At 42.0% G+C, this 19,965-nt stretch carries 15 protein-coding genes; 6 read left to right on the top strand and 9 right to left on the bottom strand.

Annotated features, from left to right (window positions below):
- Positions 1-250 precede the first annotated feature (250 nt).
- Positions 251-1,135 carry a GNAT family N-acetyltransferase gene (locus tag AC5JMK_RS16645; protein WP_495910600.1) on the top strand — a complete coding sequence of 295 codons (885 nt, stop codon included), beginning with the start codon at positions 251-253 and terminating at the stop codon, positions 1,133-1,135.
- On the opposite strand, the gene AC5JMK_RS16640 is transcribed toward AC5JMK_RS16645, so the two are convergent.
- From AC5JMK_RS16640 to AC5JMK_RS16615, 6 genes are all read right to left on the bottom strand, one after another.
- Entirely contained in the window at positions 1,132-2,874 is a 1,743-nt protein-coding gene (locus AC5JMK_RS16640; protein ID WP_096677235.1) for a diflavin flavoprotein, read from the bottom strand. The genes AC5JMK_RS16645 and AC5JMK_RS16640 overlap by 4 nt on opposite strands.
- A 41-nt stretch (positions 2,875-2,915) precedes the next feature.
- Positions 2,916-3,437: a phosphate-starvation-inducible PsiE family protein gene (locus AC5JMK_RS16635; RefSeq protein WP_495910615.1), complete on the bottom strand. Its 522-nt coding sequence runs from the start codon at positions 3,435-3,437 to the stop codon at positions 2,916-2,918.
- 124 nt (positions 3,438-3,561) lie between these two features.
- Entirely contained in the window at positions 3,562-5,289 is a 1,728-nt protein-coding gene (locus tag AC5JMK_RS16630) for a diflavin flavoprotein (RefSeq protein ID WP_495910599.1), read from the bottom strand.
- Between the two features lie 380 nt (positions 5,290-5,669).
- Positions 5,670-7,346 carry an alpha/beta hydrolase gene (locus AC5JMK_RS16625; protein ID WP_495910598.1) on the bottom strand — a complete coding sequence of 559 codons (1,677 nt, stop codon included), beginning with the start codon at positions 7,344-7,346 and terminating at the stop codon, positions 5,670-5,672.
- 307 nt (positions 7,347-7,653) lie between these two features.
- Complete coding sequence (locus AC5JMK_RS16620) at positions 7,654-8,646, bottom strand: DMT family transporter (protein ID WP_096677239.1); 993 nt, start codon at positions 8,644-8,646, stop codon at positions 7,654-7,656.
- Positions 8,647-8,717: 71 nt separating this feature from the next.
- Complete coding sequence (locus AC5JMK_RS16615) at positions 8,718-9,893, bottom strand: GNAT family N-acetyltransferase (RefSeq protein WP_096677240.1); 1,176 nt, start codon at positions 9,891-9,893, stop codon at positions 8,718-8,720.
- Positions 9,894-10,124: 231 nt separating this feature from the next.
- On the opposite strand from AC5JMK_RS16615, the gene ligA reads away from it, so the two are divergent.
- From ligA to AC5JMK_RS16600, 3 genes are all read left to right on the top strand, one after another.
- Positions 10,125-12,173: an NAD-dependent DNA ligase LigA gene (ligA, locus tag AC5JMK_RS16610; RefSeq protein ID WP_096677241.1), complete on the top strand. Its 2,049-nt coding sequence runs from the start codon at positions 10,125-10,127 to the stop codon at positions 12,171-12,173.
- A gap of 419 nt (positions 12,174-12,592) precedes the next feature.
- On the top strand, positions 12,593-12,853 hold the full coding sequence (locus tag AC5JMK_RS16605) for a hypothetical protein (RefSeq protein ID WP_495910597.1): 261 nt from the start codon (positions 12,593-12,595) through the stop codon (positions 12,851-12,853).
- A complete protein-coding gene (locus AC5JMK_RS16600) occupies positions 12,850-13,017 on the top strand; it encodes a zinc ribbon domain-containing protein (RefSeq protein WP_495910614.1) in 168 nt (55 codons plus the stop codon). Before AC5JMK_RS16605 ends, AC5JMK_RS16600 begins: the two co-directional genes overlap by 4 nt.
- Before the next feature lie 84 nt (positions 13,018-13,101).
- Here AC5JMK_RS16600 and petJ read toward each other — a convergent pair whose 3' ends face one another.
- From petJ to AC5JMK_RS16585, 3 genes are all read right to left on the bottom strand, one after another.
- A complete protein-coding gene (gene petJ, locus AC5JMK_RS16595) occupies positions 13,102-13,437 on the bottom strand; it encodes a cytochrome c6 PetJ (RefSeq protein WP_096677242.1) in 336 nt (111 codons plus the stop codon).
- Between the two features lie 216 nt (positions 13,438-13,653).
- Positions 13,654-14,148 (bottom strand): GNAT family N-acetyltransferase, encoded by a 495-nt coding sequence (locus AC5JMK_RS16590; RefSeq protein ID WP_096677243.1) that lies wholly within the window; start codon positions 14,146-14,148, stop codon positions 13,654-13,656.
- A 104-nt stretch (positions 14,149-14,252) separates the two neighbouring features.
- Positions 14,253-15,422 (bottom strand): RpoD/SigA family RNA polymerase sigma factor, encoded by a 1,170-nt coding sequence (locus AC5JMK_RS16585; RefSeq protein WP_096677244.1) that lies wholly within the window; start codon positions 15,420-15,422, stop codon positions 14,253-14,255.
- An 834-nt stretch (positions 15,423-16,256) separates the two neighbouring features.
- On the opposite strand from AC5JMK_RS16585, the gene priA reads away from it, so the two are divergent.
- Together priA and AC5JMK_RS16575 are read left to right on the top strand one after the other, a co-directional pair.
- On the top strand, positions 16,257-18,884 hold the full coding sequence (gene priA, locus AC5JMK_RS16580) for a primosomal protein N' (RefSeq protein WP_495910596.1): 2,628 nt from the start codon (positions 16,257-16,259) through the stop codon (positions 18,882-18,884).
- A 128-nt stretch (positions 18,885-19,012) separates the two neighbouring features.
- Positions 19,013-19,756: a 3-oxoacyl-ACP reductase family protein gene (locus AC5JMK_RS16575; protein ID WP_495910595.1), complete on the top strand. Its 744-nt coding sequence runs from the start codon at positions 19,013-19,015 to the stop codon at positions 19,754-19,756.
- Positions 19,757-19,965: the final 209 nt, after the last annotated feature.

Raw genomic sequence — 19,965 nt, 5'->3', positions numbered from 1 at the left:
GGAAGATTTAGTTCCCTCCCCGTTTACGCTTAGGGTTAGGGTGGGGTAAAAATATTTTTGCAAGAGGTCTTGTCAAGTCAAGTTTAAATTTATGGATAAGAAAGTTCGTAGTAAGGACTTAAGTCCTTATTTTTTAAGCACGCGCATTGCTTACTACAAACCCTTAATTCAAACTTGACAGAGTAATGCTACGTCTCTACCTCCCAATTCGCGTAAAATTGCGAACGGAACATTGGAAAGGTTTTTCATCATGGACAAAGTATTAGAACAAACATCTTCGGTGATACTGCGTGGGGGACGACCCGACGACGCACTCAAGTGTGGCACAATTCTGTATCAAGGGTTCCGTGACATTGCGGAACAGCACGGCTTCGTACCTGACCTTCCTTCTGCGGAGTATGGGGTACAAATGCTGACCGAAATTTTAGCGAACCCGGCGGTTTATTCAGTCGTGGCTGAGACTGAGGACGGACGCGTTATCGGTAGCAACTTTTTATGGGAAGGTGACACTATCGCCGGGATTGGCCCCATTACGGTAGACCCCGCCGCGCAAAACAAGTCGGTTGGTCGCCGCTTGATGGAACATGTTTTACAAAGGACACGCGAAAAACGGTTCGCTGGGGTGCGGCTCCTTCAAGCTGCATATCACAACCGCTCGCTTTGCTTGTATGCAAAACTGGGCTTCGATGTGCGCGAGCCACTAGCGAACCTTCAAGGACAGGCGCTTGGCTTGAAGATACCTAGTCGCACCGTTCGTCCGGTGACTGAAACCGACCTGACAGCGTGTAATCAACTCTGCGATCGCATTCACGGTCATGATCGGGCGGGCGAACTAAAGGGAGCTGTTGAGCGGGGTACAGCAACACTTGTCGAGTATGATGGGCGCGTATCGGGCTACGCCACCGAAATTGGCTTCCTGGGTCACGCTGTTGGCGAAAACAATGAAGACTTAAAGGCGTTGATCGGAGCAGCTCCAGAGTTCACGGGGTCGGGCTTTTATCTTCCGACGCGTAACGGCGATCTGTTCCGTTGGTGTTTGAACCATGGGCTGCGTGTCACCCAGACCGCAACGTTGATGAGTCTCGGACTGTATAACGAACCGTCAGGGGCCTTTCTATCGTCCGTCCTGTATTAATAATGACTACCGGATTTGCGATGCTGAATAGCGGTGACACCTGTTGGTTCCAACACTTCGCCTTTGTCTACGGTGGCATAAATTAACCAGCGATCGCCACATTCAGTTCGTTGTTGCACGGTACATTCTAAATAGGCTAGGGCATCGCTAAGAATTAAACAACCGTTGTTAGCTGTTGTGGTTGTTAACTGAGCAAAAGGATCGTCACCTGGAGTATTGTAGTAGGAAAAGTAGCGTCTGAGGTCACGTCCTTCTTTGAGAATATTCAAAACAAATTGATCGCCAGGATGAATCATCGCATCTGCATTTTGATCTTGAGCGATCGCAATCATCAAACCAGGAGGATTAAAGGTAGCTTGAGATACCCAAGAGGTGAGGATTCCACTGTGGCTATCACCACGTCGGGTACTGAAAACACACAGCGAACCAATAATCCGTCCAACAGCTTGCTCTGTCCGATCTACTTGTGCTTCCGTTAATGCTTGGCGAGAAGTGCGGAGTTTCTTTTTCTTTTTCAAGACTTGGGCAAATTCCGCTCCTGCATCCTGGCATTGTTGCATAATAAACTCAGTAGGGCTGAAGCGAACGCGGATAGTTTCAAACCCGAAGCGATAATTGGCATCTAAAAGTTTACTTTCAATCAGATCAATTGCTTCTCCACTCCAACCATAAGAACCAAACACACCCGCTAATTTGGTTTTCGCCGCCGCCGAGAGGATAATTCCTAAAGCCGTTTGAATTTGGGTAGGTGCATGGCCGCCTAAAGTGGGAGAACCGATAATAAAGCCATCACAAGCTTCAATTGCACGAGTAATTTCACTGGGTTCTGTAAATTCGCAGTTAATCGATTCCACTGCAACTCCAGTTTGAATCAACCCTTGAGCGATCGCCTGGGCTAAACTTGCCGTACTACCATAAGCAGAAGCATAAAGCAACGCCACTCGCAATTCCTGGGTTTTTTGTTCCTGACACCATTGGCGATAATCGTAAGTAAAACGACTAACACTGTAACGAACAACAGGGCCATGGCCAGGGGCGTAATATTTTGCTTTGAGATGTGCTAATTTGTCTAAAGCTATTTCTACTTGTTTGGCTTGGGTAGCGTGGAGACATTCAAAATAGTAACGGCGATCGCCATCGAGTTGCTTCCAATCTTCATCAAATAAGACATCGTTACAGACATGTACCCCAAATAACTTATCACTATAAAGAATACGGCTAGCAACATCATAAGTACACATTCCATCTGCCCATCGGGGAGTTGGTACAGTCACAAATTGCAGTTGATGTCCCTCACCTAAATCCAGAGTATCTTCAGAACGAACAAGTTGGATTTTTGATTCCCAATCAGCAAAAGTATTTTTCAGAACATTAGCACCAGGTTTAGAACAAATAATCTTGGCTTGGGGTGCATGTTCTATCAAGACTTTGAGAGTCGCCATCCGATTAGGATTGACATGATTGAGAATAATGTAATCTAAGCGAGTTAAATCTTGGTGTTTGTGTAATTCTTCCAAAAAAATCTGAGTAAAAGACTCACCCGGAGGATCAATCAAAGCAGTGCGATCAGCTTTAATCAAATAACAATTAGCAGTAGTACCTTTTTGGCGAGCATATTCAACCTCAAACTTGAGACGTTCCCAAGTACGCGATCGCAAAACCAAAGTCCGAGTACCAATTAGAGCAACTTGAACATCACGAGGGTGACTGACTGTTGAGGTTACAGTTGAGAGAGACATATTATTAGTGGAGGGAATGGGGAATGGGGAAAGGGGAACATTCAAAAATTAGAATGACTATTAATCTCTTGGGCGAGACGTTTTTTGTAACGCTTCGAGACTTCTTGTTCAGGATCAATACCTTCAAAAGTTGGAGGAAGCCATACTCTCAAAACCATCAATGCACCCAACACCAGCAAAAAAGCACAAGCAGCCAAAACTTGCACAAACGTAGTTTCTAGTACACCTCTGACAATCATTTCTCGGAGTACAGAAACAATCGAGACTTCCACAGCAACCCCAATTGAAACCCGTTGCTCTTGCAAATAAATAATCAACAGACGAAATAACTCTACTAAAATCAGCAATGACAGAATATCTGCCGTCACAGTGTGGGAGTAAATCGGGGGAATCAAAGAAAGGAACATAGTCCAGATTTGCAGCACCATAAAGCTAAATAGCCCGATGCATAAAGAAATCACAATTAAATCCTGAATTAGTTCCAGTGCTTGTACAATCCGTCCCAAATTCAACCAACTTTCTCGTTTTACAGGTTTGACTGGCAAATCTTTCAGCAATTGCATCATTATAATGACTCCGATGAAGCTAACTTGTCGAGATGGGTGTAGCTCAGAGGTGTAGGTTTTTTACACTTTGCTCAAAAAATACTGGTTTTAGGGTGTAGACCCTTATACTCTTACACCCGTGTTAATAATGGTTTCCCACTTTACGATGGTGAACGGCGGTGAGGGTGTCTAGTTTGCCGACTCTACCAGTGTGGACACTGCTGTAAATAATCCAATGATCGCTGCACTCCATGCGGGTTGTGACTTCACATTCCATGTATGCTAAGGCATCTGCCAAAATGGGACAGCCATTGCTAGCGGCGTAAGTTTTGATATCTGCAAACCGATCTGCACCAGGAGAGAAACGCTTGAGGAAGTGTTTCATTAAGCTTTGATAGTTGTCTTCCTCTAAGACGTTGAGAATAAAGCGATCGCCTATATGCAACAAAGATTCAATAGCCCGATCTTTGGCAACTGCAATGGCGACTCCTAAAGGATTCATGCTTGCTTGCATCACCCAAGAAGCTAACATAGCACTATTAACATCGCCTTTTTGGGCAGTAATGATATAGAGTCCACTACTAAGTCTTCCTAATGCTCTTTCTAAGTCATTATCTAGGGTTTTGATTTGTTTAATCGTGCGATCGCGCATTAACCATTGTCCGATATCAGTTCCCGCTTCATCACACATTTGTTCTATTACTTTTGTCGGTGGTTCTTTAATCAGAATCGGCGGAAAAGCTTCAGTCAGTCCGATTTCTTGAAATTTATTCCGCAAAGGATATATTGGTTCATCTTCCCCACCACCAGTTTCAAACAACCCTACTGCTTGTTTATTGTGAGCAGCTGCGAGAATAGTACTTAAAGCTGCATGGGCATTTTGATCAGATTGAGATGGCATTCCAATAATTAAACCACTTGCTTGACTCACGAATTCTCGAACTTCTTGGGGTTCAGCAGTACTTAAATCTACCAGTTCAACTGCGACACCATTTCTTGTAATTCCATGAGTGATCGCTCTTGCTAATTGGTCACTATATCCGTAATCTTCACAGTAAAACAGGGCAACAAAGGTATCTGCTTTTGCTTGTTCCTGGCTCCATTTTTGATAGGAACTTACCCAGTCTGACAGGTAGTGTTGCAATAAAGGCCCGTGTCCTGTAGCAATCATCCCAACATCTAGTTTTTCCATCCGCTTGATTGCAGACAGCACAGAACGGGCATTTGGCCCCATCAGGCAATCATAGTAATATTTAAAGTCTTTTTCTAGTAATTCTCGATCTTCGTCAAAAGTATAGTCATCACAGTAATGCATCCCAAAAGCATCACAAGTATAAAGGATGCGGGTTTTACTATCGTAGGTAAAAATGGTATCTGGCCAATGAAGATTGGGAGCAGAGACAAATTCTAACTGATGTCCGTTGCCTAAATCCAAGCGATCGCCATTCTTGACAATTAAAGATTGGAATGGCTGATGTACCATGTTTTCCAAAAATTGAATCGCAACTTTTGCCCCGACTACTGTGACTTGAGGTGCTAACTGCAATACTTCTTTTACCAAACCACTATGATCCGGTTCAGTATGGCTAATAATTAAGTAATCCAGGGTTGAGAGGTCAATCAAGCCTTTGATAGCATCTAAGTATAATTCCTGGAATTTGCGATGAGAAGTATCAACTAGTGCAGTTTTTTCACCTCTAATCACAAAGGAATTATAAGTTGTGCCATTCTGCAATCCAAACTCAATGTCAAAGCGATCGCGATCCCAATCTAGAGAACGAATAGCGATCGTTTGCGATCCAATCTCAATCGTTTGTGTAGTCAAGCGACCTGGCGATTTTGTATTCTCACGATCAGTTAGTGCAACCATTGCTTGCCTCCAACAATTTTTTGGGGTAATTATGCTCACTTATTTAATCTTTATCTGGATGCACTACATTTGTAAAATGTCAATTTTTAAAGTTTGTTATTAGTTATTTAAAATTGTAAAAACATCTTGATTAATTTATGCTTATCATAAGGTTTGTGCGAATCACAAACACAAAGTTCAAGATCCCCGACTTCTGTTGAGGATGCAGCTGGCGAATCAGGGGTGACATCTCTCATCAACGATTTTTCGTCATTCCACCAGATGTAGAGACGTAGCAATGCTACGTCTCTACAAGCCAATTTGTGGGCTTGATTTTATGAAGTCGTCTGAAGACGACTTGTGCTATTAGCTAACGGTTTAAACCGTTAGCGGTATAATAATTATTTTTGTGTAGCTCTTGCTAGTTCGTTTGGAGTCAAAGACTCAATCAGACTCAAGCTCATCTTCTGGTTAGAAATAGATTTAGCATAGGCAGCATTTAAATAGGGAGAGTATTTTGACATGCCACTCACGTAAGTTTGCAAAAAAGGTACACTCAAGATGCTGATATAAAGACGTGCTTGTCTAGGATCATCTCCAATTAAGTTTGAAGGTAATGGTATTTGTTTAGAAGAATTACCACTCTCGCCAATACTAGAAAAATGTGTCCCACCAGCAAGCACAACCAGATACTTGTGAGAATAGGTAATCCAGGAGAAGGGTTGTATTTGTTCATATAAAGCTGGTGCAATAGTATCATCACTCCCAGCAACGATCATGACCGGAATTTTAATTTGACTTAAGCCCGCTTCACCAAATATGCTGCTGGTGATTGGATTAATTGCGATCGCAGCTTTGACTCGCTCATCCCGCAAGTTATAGTTAATACCATATTTGTTGCCATGTAATTCTAAGGCGCGACACTGGAATAGCAAAGACATATTCCAAGTTTGCTGGAGTCTTTTTGGATTGCAGTCTTTGTTGAGTTGTTCAAAGTTAATCTTGGCGCCAGCTAAAGCTAAAGCTGTATAACCACCAAATGATTGTCCAATTACACCGACTTGTTGTAAGTTAAGTCGATTCTTAAACTTAGGATCATTCTCTAGGCGGTCTAGTATATATTTTATATCCAGGGGACGGTTGTAAAATTCGTCCGCTTGTGCTATCTCCTTTGCACTACCGTTAAGTAGCGATCGCAATTGTTGAGTGTCACTACCTGGATGATTGGGAACTATGACAGCAAAACCGTGGGAAGCTAGATACTTAGCCAAGTATTGAAAGTTGCTGCTGTCTGTGCCTAATCCATGAGAAATGACGATTACAGGAAGTTTGGTGCGAGTTTTGGGTAGATAAACATCACTCAACAAAAGTCTTTCTCGCCCTCTTGCGCCGTCTACATTTTTCAACGAGGCTTGGATTACACCAAATTTTCCCGGACGCTGTACATCTGGTAATTCCGAAAGATTAAACGATGGCGGAATACTAGCAGCTTCTGTTGCTGATTTTTGAGAAACTGCTTCTACAGCGCGCTTGCTGTCATTCACCATTTTTTCCAGTTCTGCTGCTATACCAAGGGTACGCGCTAAGTCAACATGAATGCTGGGGTTGGGATACTTCCGTATCAAATTTAATAGCGTTAAGCCCCCTGGCTCATTGGCAGCTAAAATCAACGCCGCACGCAAAGCATGAAATCCTGGTTCTGGTTGGCGAGATTCCGTTCTAATGACTTCTCCCAAGCGTTTGAGCAAAAATTCTCCCTGCGGTGTATAAAGAAACTGTGACACCGCTACAGGATGAACTTTGATCGGACTAATTAATGTTCGGCGCAACTCCTGAAGCTGTTCTGGTTTCAGAAATTGGGTGTAAGCCGCTAATTCTTCATCTGCTACGCCATTGGTGGCGAAGTTTTCTAAGGCTGTCACAGACACAGAACGTTCTATAGCCGAATAAGAACCATAAATCCGTTCTGCGCTTGAGGCTGAATAACTCAGCCCAAATGTTGGCAGCACCGTCGAGAGAATCAGCAACAGCCAATTTTTTCTCAGGGTGCTGATCCATTTACCAAACAAGCTATTCATTGTTCGACGATACACAGTAATTTTGTTGACGAGGCGTGTGGTGTGGTAGTCATTTTTACACCTTGATTTTAGTTTTTGTGATGCGCCTCTGAATCTATTGGATTTTTCGCAGTTCGTGAAATTTTGTCAAGTCTACTGGATAAGTTGAGTTACTTACCTAGATGTCAATCGAAGCCTTTAGCTGACGATAACTATGTCATCATATCAAAGAACAAAAACATTCGCTTACGTGATACAAATCATCATCATTAGAATGTTATTAACTTGATTAATGCAACAGTAAAAGTACTTAGAAAATAAAATTTAACTAGCGTTTATTCAAGGCGATCGCTACTGAACTAGTGACTATTAAAATTGCTCCTAATATGCCTACCAAAGTTAATTGTTCAGAAGCAATTAAATCAGGTGCAATTACCGATACAAATCTTACTGATAATAAAGTGACAATCGGCGTACAAGCCAATACTGCACTGACTCGTGAAGCTTCCCAGTGTTCCAAAGCTTCGGAAAAAGCACCATAAGCAATGAGAGTGTTTAAAGCGCAGAAAAATAATATTCCGAAATGAAAAGAGTCAAGTAGCAAAATTATTTTGAGGTTGGCAAATATAGAGAAAAATAAAGTACAACCTCCATAAATAATCAACATAATATTAGTAGAAGGTAAAGATTTTAATAACTGTTTTTGGGCTAAGGCATAAACTGCCCAAGTAACTGCTGCTAGTACAATAAAACTACTACCAATTAAATATTTTTGATAAGGCTGAAGAATAATTTTATAACCGTTAAAATTTAGATATAGCTGAGAGGAATTAGTGGATTGAGAAATTCCTAGAAATGATTGCAAAAGTTGTTCGTTAAAAAACAAAATAAAACCTAAACTGAGAATTCCTAAAGCAAGCCACTGAGCCAGTGTATATTGTTCTCGGAAAATCAATAAACCTCCCAAACCCATGAAAAAAGGCGCTAATTGGATGAGTACTTGGGCGTTGGAAGGTGAAGTTAACATCAAGCCTTGCAGGAAACAAATGTAATTTCCAGCTAAGAAAATTGTTGCGATCGCTAACAATTTCCAAGAAGTAGAACGTAGTCGTGTGAATGTAGGTAAATTCCCCTGTACACCTAAATAAATTGCTAGCAAAACAAACGCGACAAAAAAACGAAACCAGGTGATAGTATATACATCTATTTTTTCTAATGTTACTGATAAGGCGATTGGTAGAATTCCCCACAAAAAAACAGTCACTAGCGACAATGCTAGTCCTAAGCGCCAGCGACCAGATGTTTGATGAATTTTAGTCATTAGTCATTGGTTATTGGTTATTGGTCATTAGCCATTGGTCAATGAATTAACAAAAGGACAAATGACAACTTTCAAAAGAAATCTGGCGTCCAAGGAGATGCGCCTGTAAATATTTGTGTAGCTGCAAGAAGTGCTGATTCTGTTGCAGTCAATTTTCCGGCTAGTTGTAACTGCTGGGGTGTAAATAAGCCTGTGTAGAGGGGTGCTAGTCCTTTAATCTCTAGCTGTAACTCGCCTTGACCCCCACTTGTCACTTCCCCACGCCCATTAGAGACAGCAAGAATAAATTTACCGTTATTTTCAGCAAACAAATCATCTTGAATTTCTAGATGCAGTTCAGCTTCTATTCCCGGTGAATAACCCCGCATCTCTAGCGCCTTAACAACATCAATCACCCGCAGCATCCAGCGCATTGTTGATTTGATTTTGGTTGTTTGCTCTGGTAGCACTAATCCTAGATAATCAACAACAGAACTGCGCCATCGTACTTTTTTTATTTGCGATCGATGGCTGGCTATAAAATTCCAAAAAGATTGTAACGCCGCAGTTGTCAGCAATACCCAATCTTTAATTCTCAAAATCGTGCCATCTTCTGTTACGTGTTGGCTAAAAATAATGTAACCTTCAGGTTGATTAAGCGAACCAATTAAATAAGTGTAGACTGTTTCCTTTTCATCTGGTTTGCTTAAACTCTCCCAGATTGCTTGATATCGGTCTAGGTGTCCATTAATCAATCTGGCTTTTTGCTGATAGAGTTGATTCAAAAGTTTAATATCAAATTCAACTCGCACAACAGGAAGTGATTGTTTTGTGGTGGAGAGAGTCTCACAAGGAATTTCCCAAGTACAAAAACTTCCTGCTTGCTCATATCCTGCTTTGCGATAGAGGCGTTGAGTGGCAGGATAAAGAACAGAAATAGGTACACTCCTAGCATGGAGTTCTTTAAGAGTGTGTTGGATCATCGTGATAGCTGCTCCCGTACCACGATATTCTGGAGCAATACCAACAGCAGCAATTCCCCCCATCGGTATACGCTGACTACCCCACCATTGTCCCATTGGAATAATTGCCAATCCACCAGCAATTTGTCCTTTTTGATGGAGGATACGGAAATTGTCTACACCAATAATGTTAATGTAACTTTCTTGATCTTCTAGCGCGCCAATAAAACACTGACCAAGGATTTCCCCTAATCTTTTCACATCTTCTGCGTTGGCAAGCTTGCTGTATTCATATACAGATGTCATAGTGAACTACCGCCTAGCATTAATAAACTACAAGCATACTACAAAGGCGTTAACATAAGCACATCATTCTATAGATTCAACCGAATGGAGGAATTGATGGCAATTTTGGATTTTAGATTTTGGATTTAAAGGGTACAAAAGATAAAGGGTAAAAAGAAACAACAATTCCTTTAACTTTTTTCCGACTTCTACAAGAAGTCTATAGTTTGGGTGAGAAAGGAGATACGTTTGGTGGAACCGATAAAAGCGGAAGTAAAACAACGAGTCCAGGAATTGCGACAGCTATTACAACAGGCTAGTTATGCCTACTACGTCCTTGATTCTCCCATGATGGAGGATGCAGTTTATGACCAGTTGTATCGAGAACTGCAAAACCTGGAAACCCAGTATCCAGAATTGGTGACACCGGATAGTCCGACTCAACGTGTGGGTGAAAAACCTGCTACACAGTTTACTTCGGTTCGCCACAACATCCCACTCTATAGTTTAGAAAATGCGTTTAATGTCGATGAGTTACAGACTTGGGATCAGCGCTGGCGGCGACAAGTACCTTCACAAACAGCAGCAGAGTATGTTTGTGAATTAAAGATAGATGGTAATGCTTTGGCTTTGACTTATGAAAATGGTGTTCTCATCAGAGGCGCAACTAGAGGCGATGGAGTCATGGGTGAAGACATCACCCAAAATGTGCGGACAATTCGTTCAATTCCCTTGCGCTTAAATGTAGAGACGTTACATGTAACTTCTTTACTAGAACGAGTAGAAGTGCGCGGCGAAACTTTTTTACCTTTAGATGTATTTAAACAAATCAACGAAGAAAGGCAAAAAGCAGGCGAATCGTCATTTGCTAATCCTCGCAACGCCGCCGCCGGTACACTCAGACAATTAGACTCTCGCATTGTGGCGCAAAGAAGATTAGATTTTTTTGCCTACACGCTGCATATTCCTGGTATGGACGATGCGAGTATTGCTAGTAGTCAGTGGGAAGCTTTGGCGTTATTGCAAAAAATGGGTTTTCGCGTTAACCCCAATCAAAAATTATGTGCTTCTTTAGCAGAAGTAGCAGAATATTACCAACACTGGGATACAGAACGACTGAATTTACCCTACATGACAGATGGGGTAGTAGTAAAGATCAATTCTTTTAAATTGCAAGAACAGCTAGGGTTTACACAAAAATTTCCTCGGTGGGCGATCGCACTCAAGTATGCAGCCGAAGAAGCACCTACCCGTGTAGAAAATATTGCCGTCAACGTCGGACGCACAGGCGCACTAACTCCCCTAGCAGAAATGCACCCTGTACAATTAGCAGGAACAACCGTATCTCGCGCTACTCTCCACAACGCCGATCGCATCGCTCAATTAGATATCCGCATCGGTGATACTGTGATTGTCCGCAAAGCCGGGGAAATCATTCCCGAAGTCGTGCGTGTCCTGAAAGAACTTCGTCCCCCAGACACAGAACCCTTTGTGATGCCTAGCCATTGCCCAGTATGCGGTCAACCCGTGGTGCGGGAAAAGGGAGAAGCCGTGACTCGCTGCGTCAACACTTCCTGTGCTGCAATTCTCAAAGGATCAATAGAACATTGGGTAAGCCGTGATGCTTTGGATATTCGCGGTATCGGAGAAAAACTGGTACATCAACTCGTTGATAAAGAATTGGTACATTCCGTTGCCGATTTATATGACTTGACAAGCGACAAATTATATGATTTAGAAAGAATGGGTCAAAAATCGGCAGATAAAATTATAGATGCGATCGCTCAATCAAAAAACCAACCTTGGTCAAGGGTATTGTATGGTTTAGGTATCCGTCATGTTGGTAATGTCACAGCCCAATTATTAACCGAGAAATTCAAAAGTGTTGAACAGATACAAACAGCACGAGTTTCTGACATTGAAGGTATTTACGGTATTGGTGCAGAAATCGCCGATAGCATCTACCAATGGTTCGGTATCAGCGCCAATCAAACATTAATTCAACGCTTGCAAGCAGCAGGGTTACAATTTATCACCACAGAAGACACCACAGTTGTTACATCTGATGGTGACAATCAAAAACTTGCAGGTAAAACTTTTGTGATTACTGGTACTCTTCCCAGTTTGAAACGCGATGAAGCCAAGGCTTTAATTCAAAAAGCAGGTGGGAAAGTTACAGAGTCAGTTAGTAAAAAAACAGACTATTTAGTTGTCGGAGAAGACGCAGGCTCTAAATTAGCAAAAGCCAAAGCATTGGGAATTACGCAGTTGAGCGAGGCGCAGTTATTGGAAATTTTGTAACCTACCTTCCGCCTTACACTGATTAAAGCAGAAAGCCCACAAAGGACAGTTGCGTAGCAACGATTCCTGTCCTTTAGGTGTGGGATGCAAAGAGTGCGACCTTTAGGTGCAGTCAAGCTTTTCTAGCGAACGAATCCATTCACGAACTAAGTCAGTCTTGGTTCGTTTTGTTTTTTCTGCATACTTTTCTAAAATCATCATTTCATGATATGGGACTCTGATACTTAATCTGATTTCTTTCATGATTGGGTTGCATATATGAACACAAGTATGCTAACATTAATTTATCGTCAATAGATCGAAATGAGGGTCTTCCACGTATCTAAATCGGGCAGGCTTCTGGGTTTTTTCGATACGCAAACAGGGCTATTCGTCGGGTATATTAAGCCTGCCCGATTTAGAAGGGGACAATGCAAACGATGTTAGTTTTAGAAGCTAAGTTAAAAGGTAAACAAAGTCAGTACAATTCAATAGATGAAGCCATTAGAACTGCTTTGTTTATTCGCAACAAAGCTCTAAGACACTGGATTGATAACAAGGATGTTGGTAAAAATGACCTGCAAAAACTTTGCGCTGTTTTAGCCAAGGAATTTGATTTTGCTAACAAGCTTAATTCAATGGCGCGTCAAGCATCTGCTGATAGAGCTTGGCTTGCAATAGCTCGATTTTATGACAAATAGCAGTCGCACCCCACTACACTAGTCAAGACTGTTCTGTTTGTGGGGCAAGAGTTAAAAAATCGTTGTCTACTCGTACCCACAAGTGTGATTCTTGCGGAACAGTTATGCACCGTGACCACAATGCAGCGATTTTGATTTTTGTCAATTTCTTACTTTTCACATAACGCGAAATTCATCCCACGCTCATTCGAGTGAGTCGTGGGGGTTCTTTCTGTTTCAGCTAATTCTTAGTCTCTAGCCTTGATTTTTTACTTCCAACCTTTGTCAGCTTGTTCCAACACATAAGCAGCAACATTTTCAATCTGCTCTGGTTTTAAACGAGCTTTAAAAGCCGGCATAGCATTTTTACCATTTGTTACTTGGGCAATAATAGCCTCTGGTGAGTTCATGCCATATTTTTCCAAATCACTTTTGCTCAAGCTTTTATTTGCTTGCACTAAGTTCTTACCACCTGCATGACAAGAAGCACAATTAGCACTAAAGATTTTAGCACCGTTAGCTGCATCTGCGGCTAAAGCAGGGCGATTAAAAGCGAAGGTGAAGATTGTGATGCCAAGCAGCAACACTGACAAAATCTTTTTCATTCCGTGTTTCCTCTGCAAAAAGGACTAGCAAGTCCATAATCCTTACTAATTCTCAGCTTCACAGCTTTTCCTCGTCAAAAGACAGGCTGTCATACTTGGATTGGGGAACGGGGAACGGGGATTGGGGAACGGGGATTGGGTAAGAGACTTGTTAAATAATTCCCCCCACACTCCCTGCTCCCTTGTCCCCCTTGTCCCCCTGGTCCCCTTTATCTCCTATTTCCCTATCCCCAACTCCCTCAACTCTTCACCCATAACACGACAAATTCGCCATTCATCTAAAATTGATGCCCCCATGTGGCGGTAAAATGCTTGAGCTGATTCGTTCCAATCTAAAACACTCCACTCTAAGCGTCCGCAATCTCTTTCTACGGCTATCTGAGCAACTTTAATTAAAAGTGCTTTGCCAATTCCTTGACTTCGATACTCTGGCAAAACAAATATATCTTCTAAATATATTCCTGGCTTAGTTAGGAATGTTGAATAATTATGAAAAAACAGGGCAAACCCCACAGCTTGCCCTGTATATTCTGCTAATATAGCCTCAGCATATTTAGGGGAGCCAAATAAATGCTCCTTTAGTGCGGCAGGACTGCCAGTCACTGCATGAGATAATTTTTCGTATTCTGCAAGTGCTTTTACTAAGTCAAATATTGCACCACAGTCAGCAGGTTCGGCAAAACGCACTATTAAATTACTTTTAGAAGTCATTAGTCATTCGTCATTTGTCATTAGTCATTAGTCCATAATCAAAGCCGATAGTCAAGAGTTCAAATTCTTTAACTCTTAACCAATGACAAATGACAAGTGACAAATTAAATCAACCATCCCTTCAACCGCTTGGCGATGTGGGGACGCCGCAATTTTCGCATGGCTTTACTTTGGATTTGTCGTACTCGTTCGCGAGACAGGTTGAACATGTTACCAACTTCTTCCAGGGTACAGGGTTCGCTGGTAGTTAACCCATAGCGTAAGGAAATCACGTCTTTTTCTCGTGGTGTGAGTACGTCACCTAATACTTCCCAAATCTCCTGACGCATCATGCTTTCATTCATTTTTGCTTCTGGAGATTGGTTGTCTTCATCTTCTAATAAATCCATTAATTCCGTGTCTTCTTCTTTACCGACACGGTGATTTAAAGATAATGCTTGACGTCGTAATTGTTGAAGTTGGCGTAATTGTTGGGGCGGAATTTCTAATGCTTCCGCCATTTCGATTTCGTTAGGATTACGCCCTAGTCTTTGTTTTAGTTCTCGCTGGGCTTTTTTAAGTTTGTTTAGTTTTTCAACTATATGAATTGGTAAACGGATAGTACGAGCATCGTTAGCGATCGCCCGTGTAATTGCTTGTCTAATCCACCAATAAGCATATGTAGAAAATTTATATCCTTTATCTGGATCAAATTTTTCTGTCGCCCGGTTTAAACCCATGGCGCCTTCTTGAATTAAATCCAAAAAAGGTACGCCACGATTTAAATATCGTTTAGCAATTGATACAACAAGACGTAGGTTTGAGCGAATCATTTTGCGTTTCGCTACCCTACCTTGATATAAACGATTTTCTAACTGCTTTTCTGTTATTTCTAGATGTGCTGCTATATTTGATTTATTAGGTTGATGCCCTAGTTCTTCTTGCAATGCAGCTTGAATTTCGTTAAATTCTTCTAAAAACCGCACTCGCCGCGCCAATTCAACCTCTTCATCCGGTTTTAATAATGGATAGCGCGCCATTTCTTTAAAAAACGCGCCCACAGCATCATCGTACTCGGTTTTATTGTATCCAGAAGGACGCGCTGCTGCCATTTCATCTACATTGCGTCCATCTATTTCCAGGTTTTCTGCAATTGGGGATTCTTCATCTGCCACTGCGTTTAAAACTTCCAGAATTTGTTCTTCATTAACGGCAGCATTTTCTATCATTTCCATTGTTCCCAATTCAGCAATAGTCATAGCTTCTGTTAGGGATTGTTGCTTGGTTTGATACATAACTTAGTGACAGCTGCTTTAAGATAAGATGCTTCATTAATTTTTATAAGTTGACAAATGCACCTGTTTTCTAGCAAAAAGCTTTTCGCTAATTTTTAAGACGATTCCGAATAACAGTCTTTGCTCATGATTACCTATGTTTACTAAGGATAGCAAGAGGGAAAGACCACTATTTATTTTTGCTATTGGTTACAATCAGATACATTCTTACATATATTTTTGCTGTTCGCATTGACGCGTGCATTGCTAATTCGACTATTCATGGGTTCCTCATTTTTTTTTCTTATTTACAAACTATGTCAAAGACTCTCAATCAAAATTGCTCAAACTTAACAAATATAAAACTTACTCTAAGAGATTAATTAATCATGAAATATTCATATGTTTTTCTAATAGTTCTAATTTTTTATGCCTTGTTATTCTTTAAACATCCTTCAATCTCATCAATGGGTCTTTTGGATTTTTGGTAACTTTACCCAGCAAAAGGTATGGCAATCCATAGCCTAGTTAGAAGCATCTCATACACTGAGAGTGTTTAATATCTATCAATAGGGAGAAAAGCACTCTTGCCTATTCACCATAGAGAGAAAAATCAACTTGAAAAGATGCAAGAGATTAATTTTGTCTAGTCTGTTTTCAATAAGTGTTACCGCATGTAGATAAAATTAATTCCTTGGTTGGAATTACATAAGAGGAAACTTATCAAGTATTATGTCTGATGAAAGTATTGCGAATTACATTTTAATTGACATTTAGATAGATAGTTAGTCTGACGAGGAAGGACTATTTCCCGTAACTAAGAGAGATAAATATATATCTAGAAATTGAGGAACCATGTATATAAATGATGTAAATTTACCTCCTTTGGTCGTAGCCCAATCAGGGCAGTCTTATGATGTGGGAATAAATAAAAATCAATGGGTTGAAGTGCTAGTAGACTTTCCAGGAATTACTAAAGAAGATGGAACAGCACAACAACAGGAAGAAAAACTCTATACCTATCGATTACCACCAGGGTTAGAAGTAAAACCAGGAGATATTTTAAGTGTGCCATTTGGCAGACAACAGGTAGGAGGAATAGCTATTCGTTTGTTAGCACAACCTCCAACTAACCTTGCGGCTGAAAATATTAGGGATGTAGAAGATATAATTCACTCGAAATTTTTTCAACCAAGCTACTGGCAATTGTTAGAAAGAGTTTCAGACTACTATTACACTCCTTTTATTCAAGTAATTCGCACTGCTCTACCACCAGGTTTGTTGGGGCGATCGCATTCTCGTCTGCGCCTCAAAAGAGAAAATATTCCCTATGGTGCGGATGAATTTCTTAGTTTGCCAGCCCGTGAACTCCTCAAAATTCTTCAATCTCAGGCTGAGGGCGACTATAGCTTTAAATTCTTAAGACGCCAAATCAAAGGTTTTGACAGGGCAAAAAAGCAATTAATCCAACGCAGTTGGGTAGAAACCTACATGGAACTGCCTAAATACTCTAAACCTCAGACCAAACTCATCGTAACATTGACTGTCAGCGTACCACCTATAGATCTCAGCAAGCGCCAACGAGAAATATTAGAAGTGTTAAAGCGTCATGGTGGAGAATTATGGCTAAATGAATTTTTACAAATTTGTAATACAACCACCCCGACTTTAAAAAAATTAGAAGATCAAGGTTGTATTGTCATTCAACAAAGGGAAATATTACGCAGCGAAAACGGACCCACAGTCGCAGCAGATCAACCAAAATCTTTAAACGCAGCTCAATTCCAGGCATTGTCTACCATCAAAGAAATAAAAGGATATGCAATACTTCTCTTGCATGGAGTGACTGGTTCCGGAAAAACTGAAGTTTATTTGCAAGCGATCGCCCCTTTACTCGCCCAAGGTAAATCTGCTCTGGTCTTAGTACCGGAAATTGGGTTGACACCGCAGCTAACTGATCGTTTCCGCGCCCGGTTTGGTAACAAAATTAACGTCTACCACAGCGCCCTCTCCGCAGGCGAACGTTACGACACCTGGCGACAAATGCTCACAGGTGAACCCCAAGTAGTAATTGGCACACGCAGCGCTGTTTTTGCTCCCTTACCAAACTTGGGTTTGATCATATTAGATGAAGAACACGACAACAGTTTTAAACAAGATTCTCCCATCCCCACCTATCACGCCCGCACCGTCGCCCAGTGGCGCGCAGAATTAGAAAATTGTCCCCTACTTTTAGGTTCCGCAACACCATCTTTGGAAAGTTGGGTGAGGGTTAGGGATCGGGGAGCGGGGAGCGGGGAGCGGGGATTGGGGAGCGGGGAGCGGAGATTCGGACAAGGGGGACAAGGAAGTAATTTTTCTTCCCACACTCCCCACACTCCCCACACTCCCCACACCTCTCACTATCTCTCGCTTCCAGAACGTATCCATTCGCGTCCTTTACCAAGTGTGGAAATTGTGGATATGCGACAAGAGTTACAGCAGGGAAATCGTTCGATATTTAGTAGATCGCTACAAGATGCGTTGCAACAATTAAAACAACGAAATCAACAAGGAATTTTATTTATCCATCGCCGAGGACATAGTACTTTTGTGTCTTGTCGCAATTGTGGATATGTGTTGGAATGTCCTCATTGTGATGTGTCGCTGTCGTATCACCAAACTGAGGCAGAAGGGCCACAAATTTTGCGCTGTCATTATTGTAATTATGCGCGATCGCATCCCAAAAATTGCCCCGAATGCAGTTCACCTTACTTAAAATTCTTTGGTAGTGGGACACAACGAGTCGCCCAGGAATTAACAAAGCAATTTCCAGAGTTGCGTTTTATTCGTTTTGATAGTGATACAACCCGCACCAAAGGCGCCCATCGTACCTTAATCACCCAATTTGCTAACGGCGAAGCTGATTTATTAATCGGTACGCAAATGCTCACCAAAGGATTAGATTTACCACAGGTGACGCTTGTAGGAGTTGTCGCCGCCGATGGATTACTATATTTATCTGATTATCGCGCTAGCGAACGAGCATTTCAAACTTTGGCGCAGGTCGCTGGAAGGGCTGGTAGAGGTGAGGAACCGGGTAGGGTAATTGTGCAAACTTATACACCAGAGCATCCAGTGATCGAAACGGTGCAAAATCATGATTATCAATCTTTCACCAATACAGAATTAGAACAACGGCAAGCACTGAATTATCCTCCCTATGGCAGGTTAATTTTGTTACGTCTGAGCAGCCTTGATCCCATTGAAGTCCAAAATGTCGCACAGCTAATTGCAGCTGCATTACCACAACAACAAGGTTTAGATCTATTGGGGCCAGCACCAGCTAATATTTTACGAGTAGCAAATCGTTATCGTTGGCAAATATTACTCAAGTTTGCCCCCAATGCATTACCACAGTTACCAGATTGGGAACAAGTGCGTCAACTTTGTCCGGCGTCTGTCAGTTTAACAATAGATATAGACCCCATAAATATGATGTAAGCTTACGCAGAATTTCCTGATACCAAGGCGACTCGCGTGTCGCCTCACAACTCCCGCAATTCTTGCAAAATTGCCTCAACAGCTGACTGGGAAGTTGAAGAATGTGTAATTAATTTTTTTAGGTACTTATGACGAATAAACTTATTGAAAAAGTAGCATTAGTCACTGGTGGCTCACGCGGTTTGGGGGCTGCGATCGCCAAACGTCTGGCGGATGATGGCGCTGCTGTCGCCCTCACCTACACCAGTTCACCACAAAAAGCTGAAGAGGTGGTGCGCGTTATCGAAGCAGCAGGTGGTCGAGCCTTGGCTATACAAGCTGACAGTGCCGATGTTGAAGCAGTGAAAAACGCCGTTGCTGAGACAGTAAAAACTTTTGGTCGTCTTGACATCCTCGTTAACAACGCGGGGGTCGCCACTATGGCTCCAATCGACCAGTTCTCGCTAGATGATTTTGATCGGCTCGTTGCAGTTAACGTCAAGGGCGTTTTTGTCGCAACTCAAGAGGCTGTGCGTCACATGGGCGAGGGCGGACGTATCATTATGATCGGCAGCGTCAACAGTGATCTCGTTCCTGTTGGCGGTCTCTCAGTTTATGCTTTGACCAAAGGTGCGATCGCTAGTTTTACACGCGGTCTTGCTCGCGACCTTGGCCCTCGTGGTATCACAGTTAACAATGTCCAACCCGGCCCAGTGGACACCGACATGAATCCAGCAGACGGCCCTTTTGCCGAAGGTGCAAAAGGGATAATCGCCTTGGGACGCTACGGTCAAAGCGATGAAGTCGCTAGTTTTGTTTCCTATCTCGCCAGTCCCGAAGCCAGCTTTATTACTGGCGCGAACCTAAAGATTGATGGTGGCTTCGCAGCCTAATGCGGAGTCAATACGTTTTGGTTAAGGATTTTTCGGCATAATTTTTTCATGTAGAGACGTTGCAGTGCAACGTCTCTATAACTAATTTACAAGTCGCAAAAGCTAGTTTACAAGTCGCAAAAGCTAGTTCACGAGTCGCAAAAGCTAATTTACAAGTCACAAAAGCTAGTTTACAAGTCGCAAAAGCTAGTTCACGAGTCACAAAAGCT

The organism is Pelatocladus sp. (assembly GCF_059505505.1).
The sequence above is the reverse complement of the archived record's forward strand: the minus strand, read 5'-3'. Positions and strand labels throughout refer to the sequence as shown.